We start from the raw sequence: 17,518 nt of genomic DNA, 5'->3' as shown, positions 1-17,518 counted from the left end.
ATGCACAGTCTCGCTCGCCAGAATGAAGGTTATATCGCCGCCTGCTGAGGTAAGGGCGATGAGGTCGGAGCCAGTACGCGCTCCAGCACGCGGGCTTCCAGTTCCGCTAGCTTCGCCGATCCACGGCGTCGTGGTCGTGGCAAATCAACCGTGATATCCAGCCCCACGCGTCCTTCTTCGATCAGAATAACCCTGTCGGCCAGCGCAATGGCTTCGGAGACATCGTGCGTGACCAGCAGTACGGTGAATCCGTGCTGGAGCCAGATATTTTCGATCAGGCCTTGCATCTCGATGCGGGTCAAGGCATCCAGCGCGCCCAGCGGTTCATCCAGTAACAATAAGCGCGGATGGTGAATGAGCGCACGTGCCAGCGCGACGCGCTGTTTCTGACCACCGGACAACGCTGCTGGCCAGTCGTTAGCGCGATCCGCCAGCCCGACAGAGGTCAGCGCATCCTGCGCTTTCTCACGCCAGTTGCCGCGCAGCCCCAGCCCGACATTATCGATCACCTTTTTCCACGGCAGGAGTCGCGCTTCCTGAAACATCAGCCTCGTGTCGTCTTTCGCGCTGCTGAGCGGTGCGGTGCCGGTCAGTAGTTCGCCGCTGCTGGCCGCTTCCAGCCCGGCGAGCAGGCGCAGCAACGTGCTTTTGCCACAGCCGCTGCGACCGACGATGGCCACAAATTGCCCAGAAGGAATGCGTAACTGCACGTCATTCAGCACGGTACGGTGGCCGTAGTGCTTGGTGATGGCATCCAACGCCAGCGGCGCCCCTTTGGTGAGCGGTGACGGCGAATGCGTGTGCGTTGCAGAATCGGTAAAAGCGGTCATGATGCGTCCCCCGATGAGGTTTGATAAGCCGGATTCCAGCGCAGCCAAATGCGCTCCAGCCCCTGAGCGCTGACATCGGCTAGCTTGCCGAGCAGGGCGTAAAGGATGATGGCAACCACTACCACGTCCGTTTGCAGGAACTCGCGGGCATTCATAGCGAGGTAGCCAATGCCGGAGTTGGCAGAAATGGTTTCCGCGACGATCAGCGTCAGCCACATAAAGCCCAGCGCAAAACGGATGCCGACCATGATGGACGGCAGCGCGCCGGGCAGTACCACCTGATAGAACAGGCTAATGCCGGACAGCCCGTAACTGCGTGCCATTTCCAGCAGGCCGCGATCGATATTTTTAATGCCGTGGTAGGTGTTGAGATAAACTGGGAACAGCGTACCCAGCGCGACCAGAAAGATTTTGGCCGCCTCATCAATGCCAAACCACAGAATCACCAACGGAATCAGTGCCAGATGAGGAACGTTGCGAATCATCTGCACTGAACTGTCCAGCAAGCGCTCTCCCCAGCGTGACAGCCCAGTGATAAAGCCGAGCACCAATCCGATACTGCCGCCAATAGCAAACCCGATCAGCGCGCGCCAGCCGCTGATAGCCAGATGCTGCCAAAGCTCACCGCTATAGATGAGCGACCACCCTGCGGTAATCACCGAACTGGGCGCAGGCAGAATCCGATTGGATAGCCAGCCGAACTCGACGGAGATCTGCCACGCGACCAGCAGCGTCACGGGGAGCAGAAAAGGTGCCAACCGCTGTGCCAGTGAAGAGAACGTTCTTGCCATGATCGGTTCCTCAGCTTTGCGAGACTTTGCGCGGCACATAGCGGTTTGCCACCACTTCACCCGCATTGCTCACGGCATGCAGCGGCGTGGGCTGTTGCGCCAGATCGAGGTGCGGGAACAGCAGTTCACCCACGCGGTATGCCTCTTCCAGATGCGGATAGCCAGACAGGATAAAGGTATCAATCCCGAGGTCGGCGTATTCCTGAATGCGTTCTGCAACCGTCGGGCCATCGCCAACTAGCGCTGTACCTGCACCGCCGCGTACCAGACCGATGCCTGCCCATAGGTTCGGGCTAATCTCCAGATTGTCCTTTTTGCCGCCGTGCAGAGCGGCCATGCGCTGTTGTCCGACAGAATCGAAACGCGCCAACGCCGCCTGTGCATCGGCGATAGTTTTTTCATCCAGATGGGAAATCAGCCGATCGGCAGCCTGCCAGGCCTCTTCGGTCGTTTCCCGCACGATGACGTGCAGGCGAATACCGAAGCGAACCTCACGCCCCTGTGCTGCTGCTTTAGCGCGGACTTCCGCCAGCTTTTCTTTAACCTGCTCAGGTGGTTCACCCCATGTCAGGTAGAGATCGACCTGTTCTGCCGCCAGATCCTGCGCTGCCTCAGAGGAACCGCCAAAATAGAGCGGCGGACGCGGCTGCTGCACGGGCGGGTAAAGCAGTTTGGCGTCTTTTACCTGAATGTGTTTACCCGCGAAATCGACAGTTTCGCCTTCCAGCAGCCTGCGCCAGATATGGGTGAATTCCGCTGAGGCTTCGTAGCGTTCTTCATGGCTGAGGAACAGCCCTTCGGCGGCCAGCTCTTCCGGGTCACCGCCGGTCACCAGATTGAACAGGGCCCGACCGTTAGACAGCCTGTCCAGCGTGGCGGCCTGACGCGCGGCGATAGTGGGGGAAATCACACCGGGGCGCAGGGCAACGAGAAATTTTAGCCGCTGCGTCACCGGAATCAGCGATGCCGCGACCAGCCAGGAATCTTCGCAGGAGCGGCCAGTCGGCAGCAGCACGCCGCCAAATCCTTGTCGTTCGGCGGCTTGCGCCACCTGTTGTAGATAGCTGTAGTCAACATGACGTGCGCCCTCGGTGCTACCAAGATAGCGACCGTCTCCGTGGGTGGGCAGAAACCAGAATACGTTAAGACTCATGGTATTAACTCCTTGAACAGTCTTGTTTGGGGTAAACAAAATGTGTGTGGTTAGCGGGTTAAGGCGTTTGGGGATGCCAGACGCGCTCCGCGATATTGACCTTCACCGGCACCAGACGGTTTTCATAAAACAGGTCGGCTGTGGATTGCTGTGCCTTGATTGTTGCTGCATCCAGCGGTTCTATGGTGGTCGGCGGGCGATGGTCGAGTGCCGTTTCAATCACTTTTTCTGGCAGTCCTACCGCGTTTGCCAACAGCGTGACGCTTTGCGCCCGGTCGCTGATCGTTAAGGCATCGGCTTTGGTCAGTTCATCCAGTACCTGACGAATAAAGGTGCCGTGCGCTTCGACGTAGGGGCGACCCGCCAGATAGAAGGAACCGGTTTTCTCCAGCCCGCTGCTATCGACCAGCACGCGGACGCCGCCTTCCAGCAACGCGGCGGAATAGTAGGGATCCCAGATAGCCCATGCATCGACGTTGCCTTGCTGGAATGCCGCGCGGGCGTCAGCGGGGGTTAGGTAGGTCGGTTTGATATCGGTGAATGTCAGCCCGTCGCGTTGCAGCGCTCGCAGCAGCGTGTTGTGCGCGCTGGAGCCTTTCTGGAAGGCGACTTTGCGACCTTTCAGGTCGGCGACGGTTTTCACCGGGCTGTCTTCTCGTACCAGAATCACTTCGGCCTGCGGTTTAGGTGGCTCCACGCCGACATACAACAGATCGGCTCCAGCGGCCTGAGCAAAAATAGGGGGGATATCGCCAGTGCCGCCCAGATCGATGCTGCCAACATTCAGCGCTTCCAGCATCTGCGGGCCGGCGGGGAATTCAATCCAGCTGATTTTGGTATTGGGGAACTGCTTTTCCAGCAGTTGGTGTGATTTTGCCAGCACCAGACTGACCGAGCCTTTCTGATAACCGACGCGAAGCTGCGTGGGTACGCTGTCCTGCGCGTAAGCGGTGGACATGAACAGCACCGCGCTGGCAGCCAGAATCGTCGGGATTCGGCGTAGCTGTGCCGTCACGTTCCTCCATAACGGCGTGCGTTTCCCACGTCCTTCCTTGACCGATCGTTTCATCATTAATGGCATGTTTATGATCTCTCCCTTATAACGAAAAATTAAAATGCAGCGAGAAAATTCAACATCAGGTGATAAACATAGCAGGGGCGCGCAAGGCTTTTTAAATCTCAATTTGTCGCTTTTATAGCCAAAAAGAAGAAATGCCTGAAATCAGTACACTTAGCGTAATAAGCGCGGCGATAGTGCGTTTTACCCGTCATTCACCTCTGAAATACGTTTTACATGACCTACCTCACATTGTTTCCGTCAATGTCTACCATTTCGTGAACCTATTCTCATATCTGGATTTTTTTCATGGAAAACGGTTTCCGTTTTGTTTCCAATGATGATGTTTCCAATGATGGTGTTTCCATGAACATGTTTCCAATGGACGTGTTTATTCACGACGCTTTTTATTCATGACGTACGACGGGGTGTTGAAAATGAAAAGGATCATGCTTTGTTGTTCCGCTGGGATGTCTACCAGCCTTTTAGTGAGAAAGATGAAGGAAGTGGCCAGCGCACGTGGTCTGGACGTTGAGATTGCCGCCTATGCCGCCCATGAATTTGACGAACAAGTCGGGAAGTATGACGTTGTGCTGCTGGGGCCGCAGGTGAAATATATGCTGGCATCATTCAAGGAGAAAGCTGAGGGAAAAGGTGTGCCCGTGGCAGCGATAGACATGATGGATTACGGTATGCAGCGCGGTGACAACGTGCTGGATTTTGCATTTTCACTGATCGAAAAATCAGGACAACCGCTATGAGTGGTCTCTATCAGTCGATGGTCGATATCATCGAGCAAAAAATTACCCCGTTGGCAGGTGTGGTAGGGCAACAGCGCCACATCATCGCGATTCGTGATGGCTTCATCGCCGCGCTGCCTTTTATGATCATCGGTTCATTTATGCTGGTGTTCATCTTCCCACCGTTCTCGCCGGATACCACGTTGGGGTTTGCCCGCGCGTGGCTCGATTTCTCCGTTGCCTACCGTGAACAGCTGATGCTGCCGTACTACCTCAGTATGGGGGTCATGACCTTCTTTATCTCCGTGGGGATTGGTGCCAGCTTGGGTAAGCATTACAAACTGGATCCGATCATGACCGGACTGCTGGCGCTGATGGCGTTTTTGCTGGTGGCTGCGCCTTATCACGATAAGCAGATTTCCACGCAGTACTTCTCCGGTGAGGGAATTTTCACCGCAATTCTGACTGCAATTTATGCAGGTGAAGTGTATGCCTGGCTGAAGAAACGCAACATCACGATTCGTTTGCCGAAAGAAGTGCCGACTGGCGTAGCGCGTTCGTTTGAGATTCTTATCCCGGTGTTGGTGATCGTCGCGACATTGCACCCGTTTAACCTGTTCATCCAGTCCGCGACCGGCATGATTATCCCGGAAGCCATCATGCACCTGCTGGCACCGCTGATTTCTGCATCGGATTCGCTGCCCGCGATCCTGATTTCGGTATTTATCTGCCAGATTCTGTGGTTTGCTGGGATTCACGGTGCGCTGATCGTCACCGGAATTATGAATCCGTTCTGGATGACCAATCTGGCGCTGAATCAGGCCGCACTCTCGGCAGGCGCGCCGCTGCCGCATATTTATTTGCAGGGCTTCTGGGATCACTACCTGCTGATCGGTGGGGTCGGTTCCACGCTGCCGCTGGCCTTCTTGTTGCTGCGTAGTCGCGCGGTTCATTTGCGGACGATTGGCCGCATGGGCGTCGTGCCGAGCTTTTTCAACATCAACGAGCCGATTCTGTTCGGTGCCCCGATCATCATGAATCCACTGCTGTTCCTGCCGTTTATTTGCGTGCCGATGGTCAATGCCGTTATTGCCTATACGGCGACGAAACTCGGCTGGATCGCGCAGGTGGTTTCCCTGACGCCGTGGACGACGCCTGCGCCGATTGGTGCATCATGGGCGGCGAACTGGGCTTTCAGCCCGGTGATCATGTGTCTGCTGTGCATGGTGATGTCGGCCGCGATGTACTACCCGTTCCTGAAAGTCTACGAGCGCACGTTGCTGAAACAGGAGCAGGAGAAACAACAGCAGGCAGCGGGCGAAGCCAGCGCCAGCGCATAAACACGAGTGAAGCAGAGAGGAACGTATGCACGATCATCTTCAGAACGATTTTCGCTTTCCAGCGAATTTTTGGTGGGGTAGCGCCAGCTCGGCACCGCAAACGGAAGGCGAAAGCCTTAGCTATGGTAAAAGCGCTACCGTGTGGGATGAGTGGTTTGCCACGCAGCCTGGCCGCTTTCATCAGCAGGTTGGGCCAGCGGACACCTCTACGTTTTATCAGCACTGGCGTGAAGATATCGCGCTGCTAAAAACGCTGAATCACAACACGTTCCGAACGTCGATCTCTTGGGCGCGGCTGATTCCCGATGGCGTCGGTGAACCTAATCCGCAGGCGGTCGCATTTTATAATCAGATCATTGATGAAATGCTGGCGCAGGGCATCACGCCGTTTATCAATCTGTTCCATTTTGATATGCCGATGGTGATGCAACGGCTAGGCGGTTGGGAAAATCGGGCGGTGGTGGCGGCTTACGCGGGTTATGCGGCGACCTGCTTCCGCCTGTTTGGCGACAGGGTAAAACATTGGTTTACGTTCAATGAGCCGGTGGTGCCGGTGGAAGGCGGGTATCTGTATGATTTCCACTACCCGAACGTGGTGGATTTCAAACGAGCCGCGACGGTGGCGTACCACACGATGCTGGCGCACGCGCTGGCGGTGAAAGCCTATCGTGAACAGTCTCAGGGCGGGGAAATTGGCATCATCCTCAACCTGACGCCTTCCTATCCGCGCTCCCAACACCCAGCCGATGTCAACGCTGCCAACATCGCCGACCTGATGTTTAACCGCAGTTTCCTCGATCCTGCCCTGAAGGGGGAATATCCGCAGGAACTGGTCGATCTGCTGCATCGATATGGCCAGCTACCGAACTGTCAGCCTGACGATCGTGCGCTGCTGGCTGATGGTGTTGTCGATCTGCTGGGCATTAACTATTACCAGCCGCGCCGTATTCAGTGCCGCGACAGTCTGGTCAATCCCGATAGTCTGTTTATGCCTGAATGGTTCTTTTCCAGCTATGAGATGCCGGGACGGAAAATGAATCCGTATCGCGGTTGGGAAATTTACGAACCGGGCATCTATGACATTCTGACTAACCTGCGGGTGAATTACGGCAATCCGCGCTGCTTTATTTCGGAAAACGGCATGGGTGTAGAGAACGAACAGCGTTTCGATGCCAACGGCCAGATTCAGGATGATTACCGCATCGATTTTGTCCGCGAACACCTTAAGCATGTACACAAAGGCATTGCGGAAGGTAGCAACTGTCTCGGCTACCATATGTGGACGTTTATCGATAACTGGTCGTGGTCGAATGCCTACAAGAATCGCTATGGTTTTGTGCAGCTGGATTTGGCGACGCAGACGCGCACGGTGAAGAAAAGCGGGGAATGGTTTGCGACCGTGGCGGCCGAGAATGGCTTTTAGCCAAAAGCACGCATAAAAAAACGTAGGGAACGTTTTTCAACGTCGCTTGCGACGGCCCGTCATAAAAAAACCGGCTTGCCCTGATGAGGAGGCAAGCCGGAAAGAGGGTAATACGTGATGTCTTACTGGTCTATCTATGATGGCTATCGGACTAGGGTAGCTATCGGGGTCAACAACGCTTAGTTGAAGATTACTGCAGAGCCACGCAGCTGATCGTTACCGGTCGCAGACGTGATGGTATAAGCTTTAGCGCCTGCTTTTTCTGCTTTCGCTGCGAGCTGAGATTGCAGTGAGCTCAGGTCTTGAGCGGTAGCGGTAACGACGCCCGCTTTTTCCAGATTCTGTGCCTGTGAAGGAGATACATATTCAGCAGCAGAAGCACCGAAAGTCATGGTAGCGAGAACAACAGCAGCGGCGATGGTTTTTACGTTTTTCATGATGTCTTATCCTTTTTGATTTGATAGGTGAAAGGGGGCTGCCCTTTCGATATGAAGAATGTTACGCCGATGCTAATGAATTAAAAAACGGATGTTATTGAGATAGTCTTTCTATTTTTTTGAATGATATATATCGATGTTGTTTGTTTTTTTTAAATTAAAAACAATAAGTTATACAAAAAACTGAAATTGATTTACAAACTATTGACTGATAATGAATAACTGGGGTGATGTATTGTCTGTTGAAGTTCAACTAACGTTTAATGCTATAGGTCATCAACTTACCAATATTAATTGCTGGTCATGTGATGGAAACTGGCTGGTTTATGACATAAGACCCTATGGATCTTCATTCACAGGGCTGACCATTGAGCGCATAGACCTGAAAAACCTGAAAACCGAGGTGATTTATCGGGCGACGGCGGGTGCGCATGTGGGTGTGGTGACCTGTAGCCCGCAGGAACCGCTGCGCTATGTCTTTATTCACGGGCCTGAAAATCCAGACAGCGAGTGGCGGTATGATTTTCACCATCGCCGTGGAACGATAGTGGCAGACCGCCAGCGCGATGAGGCGATCACGCTCGATGCCTTCTCTATTACGCCGCCTTATCAGGCTGGTGCGCTGCGCGGCGGTACGCATGTCCACGTCTTCAGCCCGGATGCGAGTCGCCTGAGCTTTACCTATAACGACCATGTGCTGCATGAGCGCGATCCGGCATTAAACTTGCGCAATGTGGGTGTGGCCGTCCCGCTACAGGGCGTTGCCGTTGAGAAACACCACCTGCGTGAATATGACGGTAGCCACTATTGTGTGCTGGTCAGCAGAACGACGCCGCAGCCGCAGCCCGACAGTGATGAAATCAATCGCGCCTATGAAGAAGGTTGGGTGGGAACCACGGGCTATATCCGACAGGACGGTTCGAGGCAGCGCTGGGCGCTGGCGTTTATCGGCGACACGCGTGCGGCGGACGGAACAACCATCCCCGAGATCTTTATCGTTGATTTGCCGGATGCGCTGGAAGATTACGCCAAAGAGGGTGATGCGCCATTAGCGGGCACGGCAACGTCCATGCCTGCGCCGCCAGCGCGTGTGCAGCAGCGGCGGTTAACCTTTACGCATCAGCGTCGTTATCCTGGATTGGTCAATCAGCCGCGCCATTGGCTACGTGCTTCGCCCGATGGCAGCGAGATTGCGTTTTTGATGCGTGATGAGATAGGTGTGGTGCAACTGTGGACGATTTCTCCGAATGGCGGTGAGCCAAGACAGGTAACGCGTACGGAACACGGCATACAGTCTGCCTTTAACTGGCATCCGGATGGCGGTTCTCTGGCATTTGTGTGCGACAACAGCATTATGCTGTGTGATGCGAAAAGCGGTGAACTTGTTCGACTGTCGGCGCGAACGGACAGCGCACCCAGTGCGGATGCCGTGGTCTTTTCCCCTGATGGGAAACACATTGCGTATATGCGGGAGATTGACGGTTTTAATCAGCTTTTTGTCGTGGCCTGCTTGTCATCATGACTGCGGCGTAGCGAGCTTACGCGGGTTCACGGCGAATGCGGTGCTATCAAAGCTGATTATGCGGCATGGTGTTGTTATTAGGCATAGTGTTGTTATTAGGCATAGTGGCGAGCTGTGAACTGGCGGTCTGGTTTTGTTCTTCGCTGTGTAAAATGCGTTCGCGTGTCGACAGCTTTTTCCTATCGCTGCCTGCGCGATAGTAGTCGTAAGGCAACAGCAACGTGTCAGCAACTGCTGAGAACGGCAAATCGATAGCGACCAGCGGCATCATAGCCCAGCTGGTTTCGTCGTCACCCAACATACCCACACTGGCGCGAGTGCCGGAATAGTACCCCTGATCGCTTCCTGTATGCGTCATGACGCTGGAGCAACCGCTGGTTGCTGCCGCGCCGCTACCGGTAATAATGAAAGAGAACAATGCACTTTTCAGTAAGGTCATATTACCTGTCCGTTAAGAACCTGCTGTCAGAGCGGGTCGAAGCCTAATACTGGTCACTTAAGTCCGTTGTTAGGGGAAACATAGGGGGAGGTTCCCGCAGGGACGCCTCACCCCTGTGGTCGCCCCGTGTATCTCGATGCTTAAACGATCGGCACTAACCAAAAACTGCCTATCTTGAGTGTATGTGATAACACCCACGGTGTGAGTGAATATTGCATGAAACATAGTGATTTTTCTTTTTTGCCTCTTGAAAGTCTGAGAGGGGTCACCATATTGATTACAAGCCGGAGGAAAACGATACGCCGTCAGGGTATCTGTCCCGGCTGTGAGCCTGTCCTTGTAGGAAGGCAAAGAATAAATCCTCGCTGCATGTTTAGGAGGCTGTTTTATGCGTAACCCCGATTTTTCCCCACTGTATCGTTCCGCTATTGGTTTTGATCGCCTGTTCAATCTATTAGAAACCGGTCAGACCCAGAGTAACGGCGGCTATCCACCCTACAACGTCGAACTGGTTGACGAGAACCAATACCGCATCGCGATTGCCGTCGCTGGTTTCGCCGAGCAGGAGCTGGACATCACCGCGCACGACAACTTATTGATTGTAAAAGGTGCCCACGCTGGTGAGCAGGTTGCCCGCAACTACCTGTATCAGGGCATTGCCGAGCGCAATTTCGAGCGTAAATTCCAGCTGGCCGAACATATTCAGGTAAAAGGCGCCAATCTGGAAAACGGGCTGCTGTATATCGATCTCGAACGCATCGTGCCGGAAGCGATGAAGCCGCGTCGGATTGAAATCAAGTAAATCAACATTAAGTCCATGAATGAACACTTCGTCTGCCGAATGGGGACGACTCCAGCCATTGAACCGTGGCTGGAATAAACTATGCCCACAGGGGCACATTACTCTCGCTTCTTAGAAGGAGTCATATTATGCGTAACTACGATTTATCACCTTTACTGCGTCAGTGGATCGGTTTTGACAAATTAGCTAGCTCAATGCAGGGCAGCCAGGAACCGATTGATTTTCCTCCGTATAATATCGAGAAGAAAGACGACAACCACTACCGCATTACGCTCGCGCTAGCAGGTTTCCGGCAAAGCGATCTGGATATCGAAGTAGAAGGCCCGCGCCTGACCGTAAAAGGTAGCCCGGCACCGTCCGAGAAAGCCGTGGAATATCTGCATCAGGGGCTAGTATTTAAACCCTTCACGCTGAGCTTTACGCTGGCCGAGCACCTGCATGTGTCCGATGCCCATTTTGAAAATGGCCTGTTGCACATCGATCTGGTGCGTGATGTACCGGAAGCCTTGCAGCCGCAGCGCATCGCCATCGGCGGTGGCCGCCCGGCATTGAACCAGCAGTCTGCTGAAGATGCGTCATAACGCGACATTCACGTCATTAACCTGCGCGTTAGTAAACTAAGCGTTAGCCGCGCCCGTATCGTTACGGGTGCGGTTTTGTGTTGCCCGCCACGTTTCTCTCCCCAGCATTCTGCCAGAATCAAAATATACTCGTCATAGAGTATAGCGTCATTGGCATTTCCCAATAAAAACGTCCGCAAAGGATACGGGTATGAGTGATATCGCACTTACCGTGAGTATGCTGGCGCTGGTTGCCGTTCTGGGGTTATGGATCGGCAACTGGCGGATTTATGGCGTCGGTTTAGGGATTGGCGGGGTCCTGTTCGGTGGGATCATCGTCGGGCATGTTGCCCATCAGTACCAGATCCAACTGAATGATGACATGTTGCACGTCATTCAGGAGTTCGGGTTGATCCTGTTTGTCTACACCATTGGCATTCAGGTTGGGCCGGGCTTCTTTTCCTCTCTGCGTGTATCTGGCCTGCGCCTCAATGCGTTCGCCTTGTTGACGGTATTTCTCGGCAGTGTGGTGACCGTCATGCTGCACAAACTGCTCAATATTCCTCTGCCTATTATTCTCGGTATTTTTTCCGGTGCGGTGACTAACACGCCTTCGCTTGGCGCGGGTCAGCAGATTCTGACCGATCTGGGTTCGAGTACAACCTTAGTGAACCAAATGGGGACGGGATACGCGATGGCGTATCCACTGGGGATCTGCGGCATTTTGCTGGTGATGTGGCTGATGCGCGTCCTGTTTCGTGTCGCGGTGGATAACGAGGCAAAGCAGTTTGAGACCAGCAACGGTCAGCACCATGAACAGCTGCTCACGATGAATGTGTCGGTAACGAATACCAATCTGCAAGGGCTGGCGATTCAGGACGTGCCGATTCTGAACCGTGACACGATCGTTTGCTCCCGTCTGAAACGCGGCGATGAACTGATGGTGCCGTCGCCGCATACGCTGATCCAACTGGGTGATTATCTGCATTTGGTTGGTGCGAAAAACGATCTGGAGCAGGCGCGTCTGGTCATCGGTAATGAAGTTGAGACGTCGCTCTCGACGCGGGGCACCGATCTGCATGTTGAACGTGTGGTGGTGACGAATGAGAAAGTGCTGGGACGCAAGATTCGCGAGCTTAACCTGAAGCAAAATTATGATGTCGTGATTTCGCGCCTGAACCGTGCAGGTGTCGAGCTGGTCGCCAGCAATCAGGCCAGCCTACAATTTGGCGATATTCTGAATCTGGTCGGACGGAAAACGGCGATCGATGCCGTCGCGGATATCGTGGGGAATGCGCAGCAGAAGCTCCAGCAGGTACAGATGCTGCCCGTCTTTATCGGCATTGGGCTGGGCGTACTGCTGGGCTCTGTGCCGCTGATGGTTCCTGGGTTTCCGGTGGCGCTGCGGCTCGGGCTGGCAGGTGGGCCGCTGGTGGTGGCGTTGGTGCTGGGGCGCATCGGCAGTATCGGGAAACTTCATTGGTTTATGCCGCCCAGTGCGAATCTGGCGTTGCGTGAGCTTGGCATCGTGCTGTTCTTATCGGTGGTGGGGCTGAAATCCGGTGGTGATTTCGTTGATACGTTATTGAACGGCGATGGGGTGTGGTGGATTGGCTATGGTGCGCTGATTACCATTGTGCCGCTGCTGGCTGTCGGCATACTGGCGCGCACGTTAGGCAAGATGAATTACCTGACGCTCTGCGGCATGCTGGCGGGTTCCATGACCGATCCACCCGCGTTGGCGTTTGCCAATGGGCTACACCCGACCAGCGGTGCGGCGGCGTTGTCTTATGCGACGGTTTATCCGCTGGCGATGTTTTTGCGAATTATGTCTCCGCAGCTTTTAGCTGTGTTGTTCCTGACCCTCTAAATGTTATCAGCTGGATAAAAAATAATATTTTTTCGCCGAATAATGGTTATTTGTTTTTTTATTTTTGAATAAAAAAATACCTGAGTGAATAAATAAGGAATAGATAACTCACTGTCTGGGAAAGAGTTATATTATCCCTATTGGGTATATGGTTTTTCTATCATTGATTTGTCGTTAAATTCGTTAATTTTATGTTCACTAAATGTCAATTATTATTGAATTATAAGGATTTTTTATCGGGAAATTAAAACCACGATAGTTTCTTAAATAAATTAATAAACCACTTTAGTAACTAAAGTAACGCTATTTTGCAGGCGCATTATAATACTATCTCTTCATTAAGCACTTGATTGATCAGACGAGAGAAGCACCCTGAACCCTTGTTTTCTCGTCTTTTTTTCCGCAGATGATTCCTGTTGCGTTGTATCAGCAGGGTGACGAAGGAAGAATAACGAAATACCCACTCCTTCGCTCGGACATCCGTCGTGAATACAGAATTCCGTTTTAATGAAGAGTGGTGTTTCTATGTCTGCGAATAACAGCAGGTTGATAAAGCTTCTAGTTATCCTTTGTATTGCCGGTGGCTTATGGTTATTACCGGTTCCTGATGGCGTTAAACCCGATGCTTGGCACCTGATGGCGATTTTTATTGCCACGGTTGTCGGTCTGATTCTCTCTCCTTACCCGCTTGGCGCGATGGCGATGTTCAGCCTGACCACGGTTGCCATATTAGGGTTATTATCCATTAAAGATGTGTTGGCGGGTTTTAGCGATCCTACTATTTGGATGATCGCCTGTGCCTTCTTTATCTCTCGCGGCTTTATCAAAACCGGCTTTGGTAGACGTATTGGCCTGCTGTTCATCAGCAAGTTGGGGAATAGCTCTCTCGGTCTGGCGTATGGTCTGGTGTTTACCGACCTGATGTTCGCTCCGGCGATGCCTTCCACGTCTGCACGCTGCGGCGGGATCATCACTCCGCTGTTCCGGTCGATTGCCGAAGCCTACGACTCCACGCCGGAAAAAGGCACGCAGCGTCGCATTGGTGCGTTTCTGGTTCAGTCCATTTTCCAGTGTAACGCCGTGACCTCCGCGATGTTCATGACCTCCATGGCCGGTAACCCGATGGTGGCGAAGCTGGCTTCTCAGTTTGGTATTCATATCAGCTGGACGGACTGGGCGTTGGCGACACTGCTACCGGGCTTCCTGTCTCTGGCGCTGATTCCTTACCTGATCTACCGCTTCTATCCGCCTGAACTGAAGAAAACCTCAGAAATGCGTGCGATCGCCGTCGAAAGATTGCGTGAGATGGGCAAAATGACCCGCAATGAGTGGGTCGTTCTGGGCGTGTTCCTGGGGCTGGTGACGTTCTGGGTATTGGGCTCTACGCTGAATATCGACGCGACCTTGACCGCGCTGGCGGGTCTGAGCGTGCTGTTGCTCAGCCGTGCGCTGACCTGGGACGACGTGGTCAGTGAGAAGGAAGCTTGGCACACCGTGGTGTGGTTTGCTGTACTGATGACGCTGGCGGGCCAGCTCAACAAAATGGGTCTGATTGCCTGGCTGGGCGGGTTGGCTGGTAATGCGGTCAGCGGGATGCACTGGCTGCCGATGTTGGGTCTGCTGCTGCTGGTTTACTACTACAGCCACTATCTGATGGCGAGTGCGATTGCACATATCAGCGCCATGTACGCGATTTTCGTCTCTATCGCACTGGCAGCCGGCGCACCGCCGATGCTGACCGTACTGGTGTTCGGTATCTTCAGTAACCTGTTTATGTCCACCACTCACTACTCCAGTGGCCCGGCACCCATTTTGTTCGGCACAGGCTACGTACCGTTGGGAACCTGGTGGAAGATCGGCTTCTTGGTCAGTCTGGTCATCATCCCTATCTGGCTGGGTGTTGGTGGCATGTGGTGGAAACTGCTCGGTTTCTGGTAAAACGTGGGCTAACCGCTGGCTTTCATGATGCGAAAAACATGTAAGCCCGATTTCCTTTCTTCAAGCCTACGCCCTGTCCCTGTGACGGGGCGTATGCATCACGACACGCGAAACGCAACGAAACAGTATAAGATAACGGTGTGATGATGGTGGTTTTGGAGAGTGACATGGGCAAGAAAAAGGCACCGCTAAAGCTCGGGACATCGGTGTTTCTGATGGTGTCGGTTGTGCTTGGCGCGGTGCTGCTGGTGGTCTATTCCCTGCTGTTTTTTCGTATTAATCAGCTTTCAGAAGATCATCTGCGAGAAAAAGCCTTTGCCATTGCTCGTACATTTGCAGCTTCTCCCGTTGTTATTAATGAACTTAAAGGAATTGGCCGACCGGAGGATGTGCAGATTGCTGCGGAGACAATCCGCCAGCGTAATCAACTGCTCTTTGTCACTGTCACCGATATGGATACGGTGCGCCATAGCCACCCTGAACCGGAAAGAATTGGCGAGCATTTCGCCGGTCGGGATATCTATCCGGCGCTGCTAGGGATGGAAAATACCGCCATCAATCGGGGAACGCTCGATCCCGCACTGCGGGTATTCACTCCGGTGTTTGATAATAACCACAAACAGGTTGGCGTCGTCGCGTTGGGGATTGCCTTAACCAGTGTGCAGAAGGTAATCAGCGATAACCGCTGGATGATTCCCTGGACGCTGTTGGCGGGGGCGCTAGTTGGCTGGCTCGGTACGTTGATTTTGGTGAAGGTTCTCAAGCGCATTATGCTGGGGTTCGAGCCGTTTGAGATCTCGAACTTGTTTGAACAGCGTAACGCGATGCTCAAACACATTAAAGAAGGTGTTATCGCGGTCGATCAACATGGTCGGATTACGGTAATCAATGATGAGGCGCGACGACTTTTCCGGCAGAATAAACCGCAGGGCAATGAAACGTCTGCCCCGAAGCCAGCCGAACGCGTTAGCGAGCAATGGCTTGAGCATCTGCACCTGAAACAGGTATTGGAGAGCGGTACGCCACGGCGCGATGAAGAGATTAGCTTTAACGGCCACCTGCTGCTGACCAACACCGTTCCGGTTTTTGTGAAAGGCGATATTATCGGCGCGATTGCGACGTTCCGTGATAAAACGGAGATCAGCCAGTTGCTGCAACGGTTGAGTGGGATGTCCTACTATGCCGATGCGTTGCGTGCGCAGTCGCACGAGTTTATGAACAAGCTGCACGTCATATTGGGGATGTTGCACTTAAAATATTACTCGCAACTGGAAGACTATATCCTGAAGACCGCCAATAATTATCAGGCGGAAATTGGTTCGATTATTCGTAAAGTGAAATCGCCAGTGATTGCCGGCTTCCTGTTGGGTAAAATCAACCGCGCGCGCGATCTCGGCATTACGCTCTCCATCAGTGAGGAGAGTCTGCTGCCGGATACCGATGATGTCGATGCCACGAATGAACTGATTACCGTATTGGGTAATCTGATTGAGAATGCGATGGACGCGATTGATGGGCAGGAAAACTGCGAAATTAGCGTGAGCTTCCATCATCAGAATAGCCGCCTTCACTGTACCGTGGGGGATGACGGCCCCGGCATTTCGCCGGAGAGCCAGTCGCGCATTTATGAACAGGGATTCTCTACCAAAGGCAGCGGGCGCGGTATCGGCCTGTACCTGACCAAACAGAGTCTGGAGAAGATTGGCGGCACTATCGAGTTTGAATCAGAACCTGAGGTGTACACCCAGTTTTTCGTTACTATTCCTTATCAAGCAAGGCTGTTTGACCATGATTAATGTACTGATTGTTGATGACGATGCCATGGTTGCAGAGCTTAACAAATCTTATCTGAACCAGGTTTCTGGATTTAGCTGCTATGCGACCGTCCCCACGTTACAGCAGGCGCGAAACCTGCTGATGCAACCTGACTCGGAAATTGATTTGGTACTGCTGGATATTTACATGCAGCAGGATAATGGATTGGATCTGCTGCCGACTATCCGTGAATTCAGTGAAAAGACGGACGTTATCATCATATCCTCTGCTAGTGACGTGTATACCATCAAAAAAGCGCTGCACTACGGTGTGGTGGATTATCTGATTAAGCCTTTCCAGTTCTCGCGTTTCGAGCAGGCGCTTACCGCCTATCGCGAAGAGGCTAATCTGTTCAAGCACCGCGATTTTGTCGCGCAGTCTGATATTGATAACCTGATTCGCCGTACTAGCGGCAGCACGGCTAGTGAACGTAAGAAATTGCCGAAAGGGCTAACCAGCCTGACGCTGCGTACCGTCTGCGAGTGGGTTGAAGGCAATCAGGGCATTGAGTTCTCTACCGAAATGCTGGCGAATGCGATTGGTATCTCTCGCGTATCATGTCGTAAGTATCTGATTTATTTATCAGAAACAGGAATTCTGACTACTAATATCCTGTACGGTTCTACGGGGCGACCGGTCTACCTGTATCGTCTGTTGCCGGAAAAGCAGGACTCACTGCGTCAGTACTGTGAGTGAAGAGCAGTGAATAGCTAGCGGCGAATAAAGCTGACAGAAATGGAAACGAGGCGGGAGAGATCCCGCCTCGTGCTATATACAATTCAGTGATGATGAAACCAGATG

Annotated in this window: 16 protein-coding genes; 10 read left to right on the top strand and 6 right to left on the bottom strand. The window is 53.1% G+C overall.

Annotated features, from left to right (window positions below):
* Window positions 1–29 precede the first annotated feature (29 nt).
* Genes ssuB through GZ59_RS21660 form a run of 4 tightly spaced genes read right to left on the bottom strand, consistent with a single transcriptional unit; the run spans window position 30 to window position 3,855 of the window.
* A complete protein-coding gene (ssuB, locus tag GZ59_RS21675) occupies window positions 30–830 on the bottom strand; it encodes an aliphatic sulfonates ABC transporter ATP-binding protein (protein ID WP_039294424.1) in 801 nt (266 codons plus the stop codon).
* Complete coding sequence (gene ssuC / locus GZ59_RS21670; protein ID WP_039294421.1) at window positions 827–1,621, bottom strand: aliphatic sulfonate ABC transporter permease SsuC; 795 nt, start codon at window positions 1,619–1,621, stop codon at window positions 827–829. Before ssuC ends, ssuB begins: the two co-directional genes overlap by 4 nt.
* Before the next feature lie 10 nt (window positions 1,622–1,631).
* Entirely contained in the window at window positions 1,632–2,774 is a 1,143-nt protein-coding gene (gene ssuD / locus GZ59_RS21665; RefSeq protein ID WP_039294419.1) for an FMNH2-dependent alkanesulfonate monooxygenase, read from the bottom strand.
* Window positions 2,775–2,832: 58 nt separating this feature from the next.
* Complete coding sequence (locus GZ59_RS21660; protein WP_039294417.1) at window positions 2,833–3,855, bottom strand: sulfonate ABC transporter substrate-binding protein; 1,023 nt, start codon at window positions 3,853–3,855, stop codon at window positions 2,833–2,835.
* Window positions 3,856–4,268: 413 nt separating this feature from the next.
* Between GZ59_RS21660 and GZ59_RS21655 the strand changes: the two genes are divergently transcribed.
* Genes GZ59_RS21655 through GZ59_RS21645 form a run of 3 tightly spaced genes read left to right on the top strand, consistent with a single transcriptional unit; the run spans window position 4,269 to window position 7,334 of the window.
* Window positions 4,269–4,592, top strand: a complete 324-nt coding sequence (locus GZ59_RS21655; protein WP_071598528.1) for a PTS sugar transporter subunit IIB — start codon at window positions 4,269–4,271, stop codon at window positions 4,590–4,592.
* Window positions 4,589–5,911 (top strand): PTS cellobiose transporter subunit IIC, encoded by a 1,323-nt coding sequence (locus GZ59_RS21650; protein WP_011095868.1) that lies wholly within the window; start codon window positions 4,589–4,591, stop codon window positions 5,909–5,911. Before GZ59_RS21655 ends, GZ59_RS21650 begins: the two co-directional genes overlap by 4 nt.
* 25 nt (window positions 5,912–5,936) lie before the next feature.
* Entirely contained in the window at window positions 5,937–7,334 is a 1,398-nt protein-coding gene (locus GZ59_RS21645) for a glycoside hydrolase family 1 protein (RefSeq protein ID WP_039294410.1), read from the top strand.
* A 179-nt stretch (window positions 7,335–7,513) separates the two neighbouring features.
* Here the strand turns inward: GZ59_RS21645 and bhsA are convergent, their stop codons facing one another.
* Window positions 7,514–7,771, bottom strand: coding sequence for a multiple stress resistance protein BhsA (gene bhsA, locus GZ59_RS21640; RefSeq protein WP_011095866.1), 258 nt, complete (start codon window positions 7,769–7,771; stop codon window positions 7,514–7,516).
* Window positions 7,772–7,985: 214 nt separating this feature from the next.
* On the opposite strand from bhsA, the gene GZ59_RS21635 reads away from it, so the two are divergent.
* Window positions 7,986–9,293 carry a YidR family protein gene (locus tag GZ59_RS21635; RefSeq protein ID WP_226302303.1) on the top strand — a complete coding sequence of 436 codons (1,308 nt, stop codon included), beginning with the start codon at window positions 7,986–7,988 and terminating at the stop codon, window positions 9,291–9,293.
* A 46-nt stretch (window positions 9,294–9,339) separates the two neighbouring features.
* On the opposite strand, the gene GZ59_RS21630 is transcribed toward GZ59_RS21635, so the two are convergent.
* Entirely contained in the window at window positions 9,340–9,732 is a 393-nt protein-coding gene (locus GZ59_RS21630) for a YceK/YidQ family lipoprotein (protein WP_039294407.1), read from the bottom strand.
* 388 nt (window positions 9,733–10,120) lie between these two features.
* Between GZ59_RS21630 and ibpA the strand changes: the two genes are divergently transcribed.
* The 6 genes from ibpA (at window position 10,121) to dcuR (ending at window position 17,413) form a co-directional block, all read left to right on the top strand.
* Window positions 10,121–10,534: a small heat shock chaperone IbpA gene (gene ibpA, locus GZ59_RS21625; protein ID WP_005976748.1), complete on the top strand. Its 414-nt coding sequence runs from the start codon at window positions 10,121–10,123 to the stop codon at window positions 10,532–10,534.
* Between the two features lie 128 nt (window positions 10,535–10,662).
* Window positions 10,663–11,115 carry a small heat shock chaperone IbpB gene (gene ibpB, locus GZ59_RS21620; RefSeq protein WP_011095863.1) on the top strand — a complete coding sequence of 151 codons (453 nt, stop codon included), beginning with the start codon at window positions 10,663–10,665 and terminating at the stop codon, window positions 11,113–11,115.
* Between the two features lie 190 nt (window positions 11,116–11,305).
* Window positions 11,306–12,964 carry a putative transporter gene (locus tag GZ59_RS21615; protein WP_039294403.1) on the top strand — a complete coding sequence of 553 codons (1,659 nt, stop codon included), beginning with the start codon at window positions 11,306–11,308 and terminating at the stop codon, window positions 12,962–12,964.
* A gap of 525 nt (window positions 12,965–13,489) precedes the next feature.
* Window positions 13,490–14,902 carry an anion permease gene (locus tag GZ59_RS21610; protein ID WP_011095861.1) on the top strand — a complete coding sequence of 471 codons (1,413 nt, stop codon included), beginning with the start codon at window positions 13,490–13,492 and terminating at the stop codon, window positions 14,900–14,902.
* A gap of 167 nt (window positions 14,903–15,069) precedes the next feature.
* The gene (locus tag GZ59_RS21605; RefSeq protein WP_039294398.1) at window positions 15,070–16,698 is read left to right on the top strand and encodes a sensor histidine kinase; all 1,629 of its coding nucleotides are present in this window, start codon (window positions 15,070–15,072) and stop codon (window positions 16,696–16,698) included.
* On the top strand, window positions 16,691–17,413 hold the full coding sequence (dcuR, locus tag GZ59_RS21600) for a two-component system response regulator DcuR (RefSeq protein WP_011095859.1): 723 nt from the start codon (window positions 16,691–16,693) through the stop codon (window positions 17,411–17,413). The genes GZ59_RS21605 and dcuR overlap by 8 nt, the downstream gene beginning before the upstream one ends.
* Window positions 17,414–17,518 lie beyond the last annotated feature (105 nt).

The sequence above is a fragment of the Pectobacterium atrosepticum genome (assembly GCF_000740965.1).
Taxonomy (GTDB): Bacteria; Pseudomonadota; Gammaproteobacteria; order Enterobacterales; family Enterobacteriaceae; genus Pectobacterium; species Pectobacterium atrosepticum.
This window is presented reverse-complemented; position numbering and strand designations above follow the sequence as displayed.

Excerpts from the sequence above, each read along its gene's own strand:
- ssuD (WP_039294419.1), bottom strand. The coding sequence starts at position 2,774 with ATGAGTCTTAACGTATTCTGGTTTCTGCCCACCCACGGAGACGGTCGC.
- dcuR (WP_011095859.1), top strand. The coding sequence starts at position 16,691 with ATGATTAATGTACTGATTGTTGATGACGATGCCATGGTTGCAGAGCTT.
- GZ59_RS21615 (WP_039294403.1), top strand. The coding sequence starts at position 11,306 with ATGAGTGATATCGCACTTACCGTGAGTATGCTGGCGCTGGTTGCCGTT.
- ibpA (WP_005976748.1), top strand. The coding sequence starts at position 10,121 with ATGCGTAACCCCGATTTTTCCCCACTGTATCGTTCCGCTATTGGTTTT.
- GZ59_RS21655 (WP_071598528.1), top strand. The coding sequence starts at position 4,269 with ATGAAAAGGATCATGCTTTGTTGTTCCGCTGGGATGTCTACCAGCCTT.
- GZ59_RS21635 (WP_226302303.1), top strand. The coding sequence starts at position 7,986 with ATGAATAACTGGGGTGATGTATTGTCTGTTGAAGTTCAACTAACGTTT.
- GZ59_RS21650 (WP_011095868.1), top strand. The coding sequence starts at position 4,589 with ATGAGTGGTCTCTATCAGTCGATGGTCGATATCATCGAGCAAAAAATT.
- ssuB (WP_039294424.1), bottom strand. The coding sequence starts at position 830 with ATGACCGCTTTTACCGATTCTGCAACGCACACGCATTCGCCGTCACCG.
- ibpB (WP_011095863.1), top strand. The coding sequence starts at position 10,663 with ATGCGTAACTACGATTTATCACCTTTACTGCGTCAGTGGATCGGTTTT.
- GZ59_RS21630 (WP_039294407.1), bottom strand. The coding sequence starts at position 9,732 with ATGACCTTACTGAAAAGTGCATTGTTCTCTTTCATTATTACCGGTAGC.
- GZ59_RS21610 (WP_011095861.1), top strand. The coding sequence starts at position 13,490 with ATGTCTGCGAATAACAGCAGGTTGATAAAGCTTCTAGTTATCCTTTGT.
- bhsA (WP_011095866.1), bottom strand. The coding sequence starts at position 7,771 with ATGAAAAACGTAAAAACCATCGCCGCTGCTGTTGTTCTCGCTACCATG.
- GZ59_RS21660 (WP_039294417.1), bottom strand. The coding sequence starts at position 3,855 with ATGCCATTAATGATGAAACGATCGGTCAAGGAAGGACGTGGGAAACGC.
- GZ59_RS21605 (WP_039294398.1), top strand. The coding sequence starts at position 15,070 with ATGGGCAAGAAAAAGGCACCGCTAAAGCTCGGGACATCGGTGTTTCTG.
- GZ59_RS21645 (WP_039294410.1), top strand. The coding sequence starts at position 5,937 with ATGCACGATCATCTTCAGAACGATTTTCGCTTTCCAGCGAATTTTTGG.
- ssuC (WP_039294421.1), bottom strand. The coding sequence starts at position 1,621 with ATGGCAAGAACGTTCTCTTCACTGGCACAGCGGTTGGCACCTTTTCTG.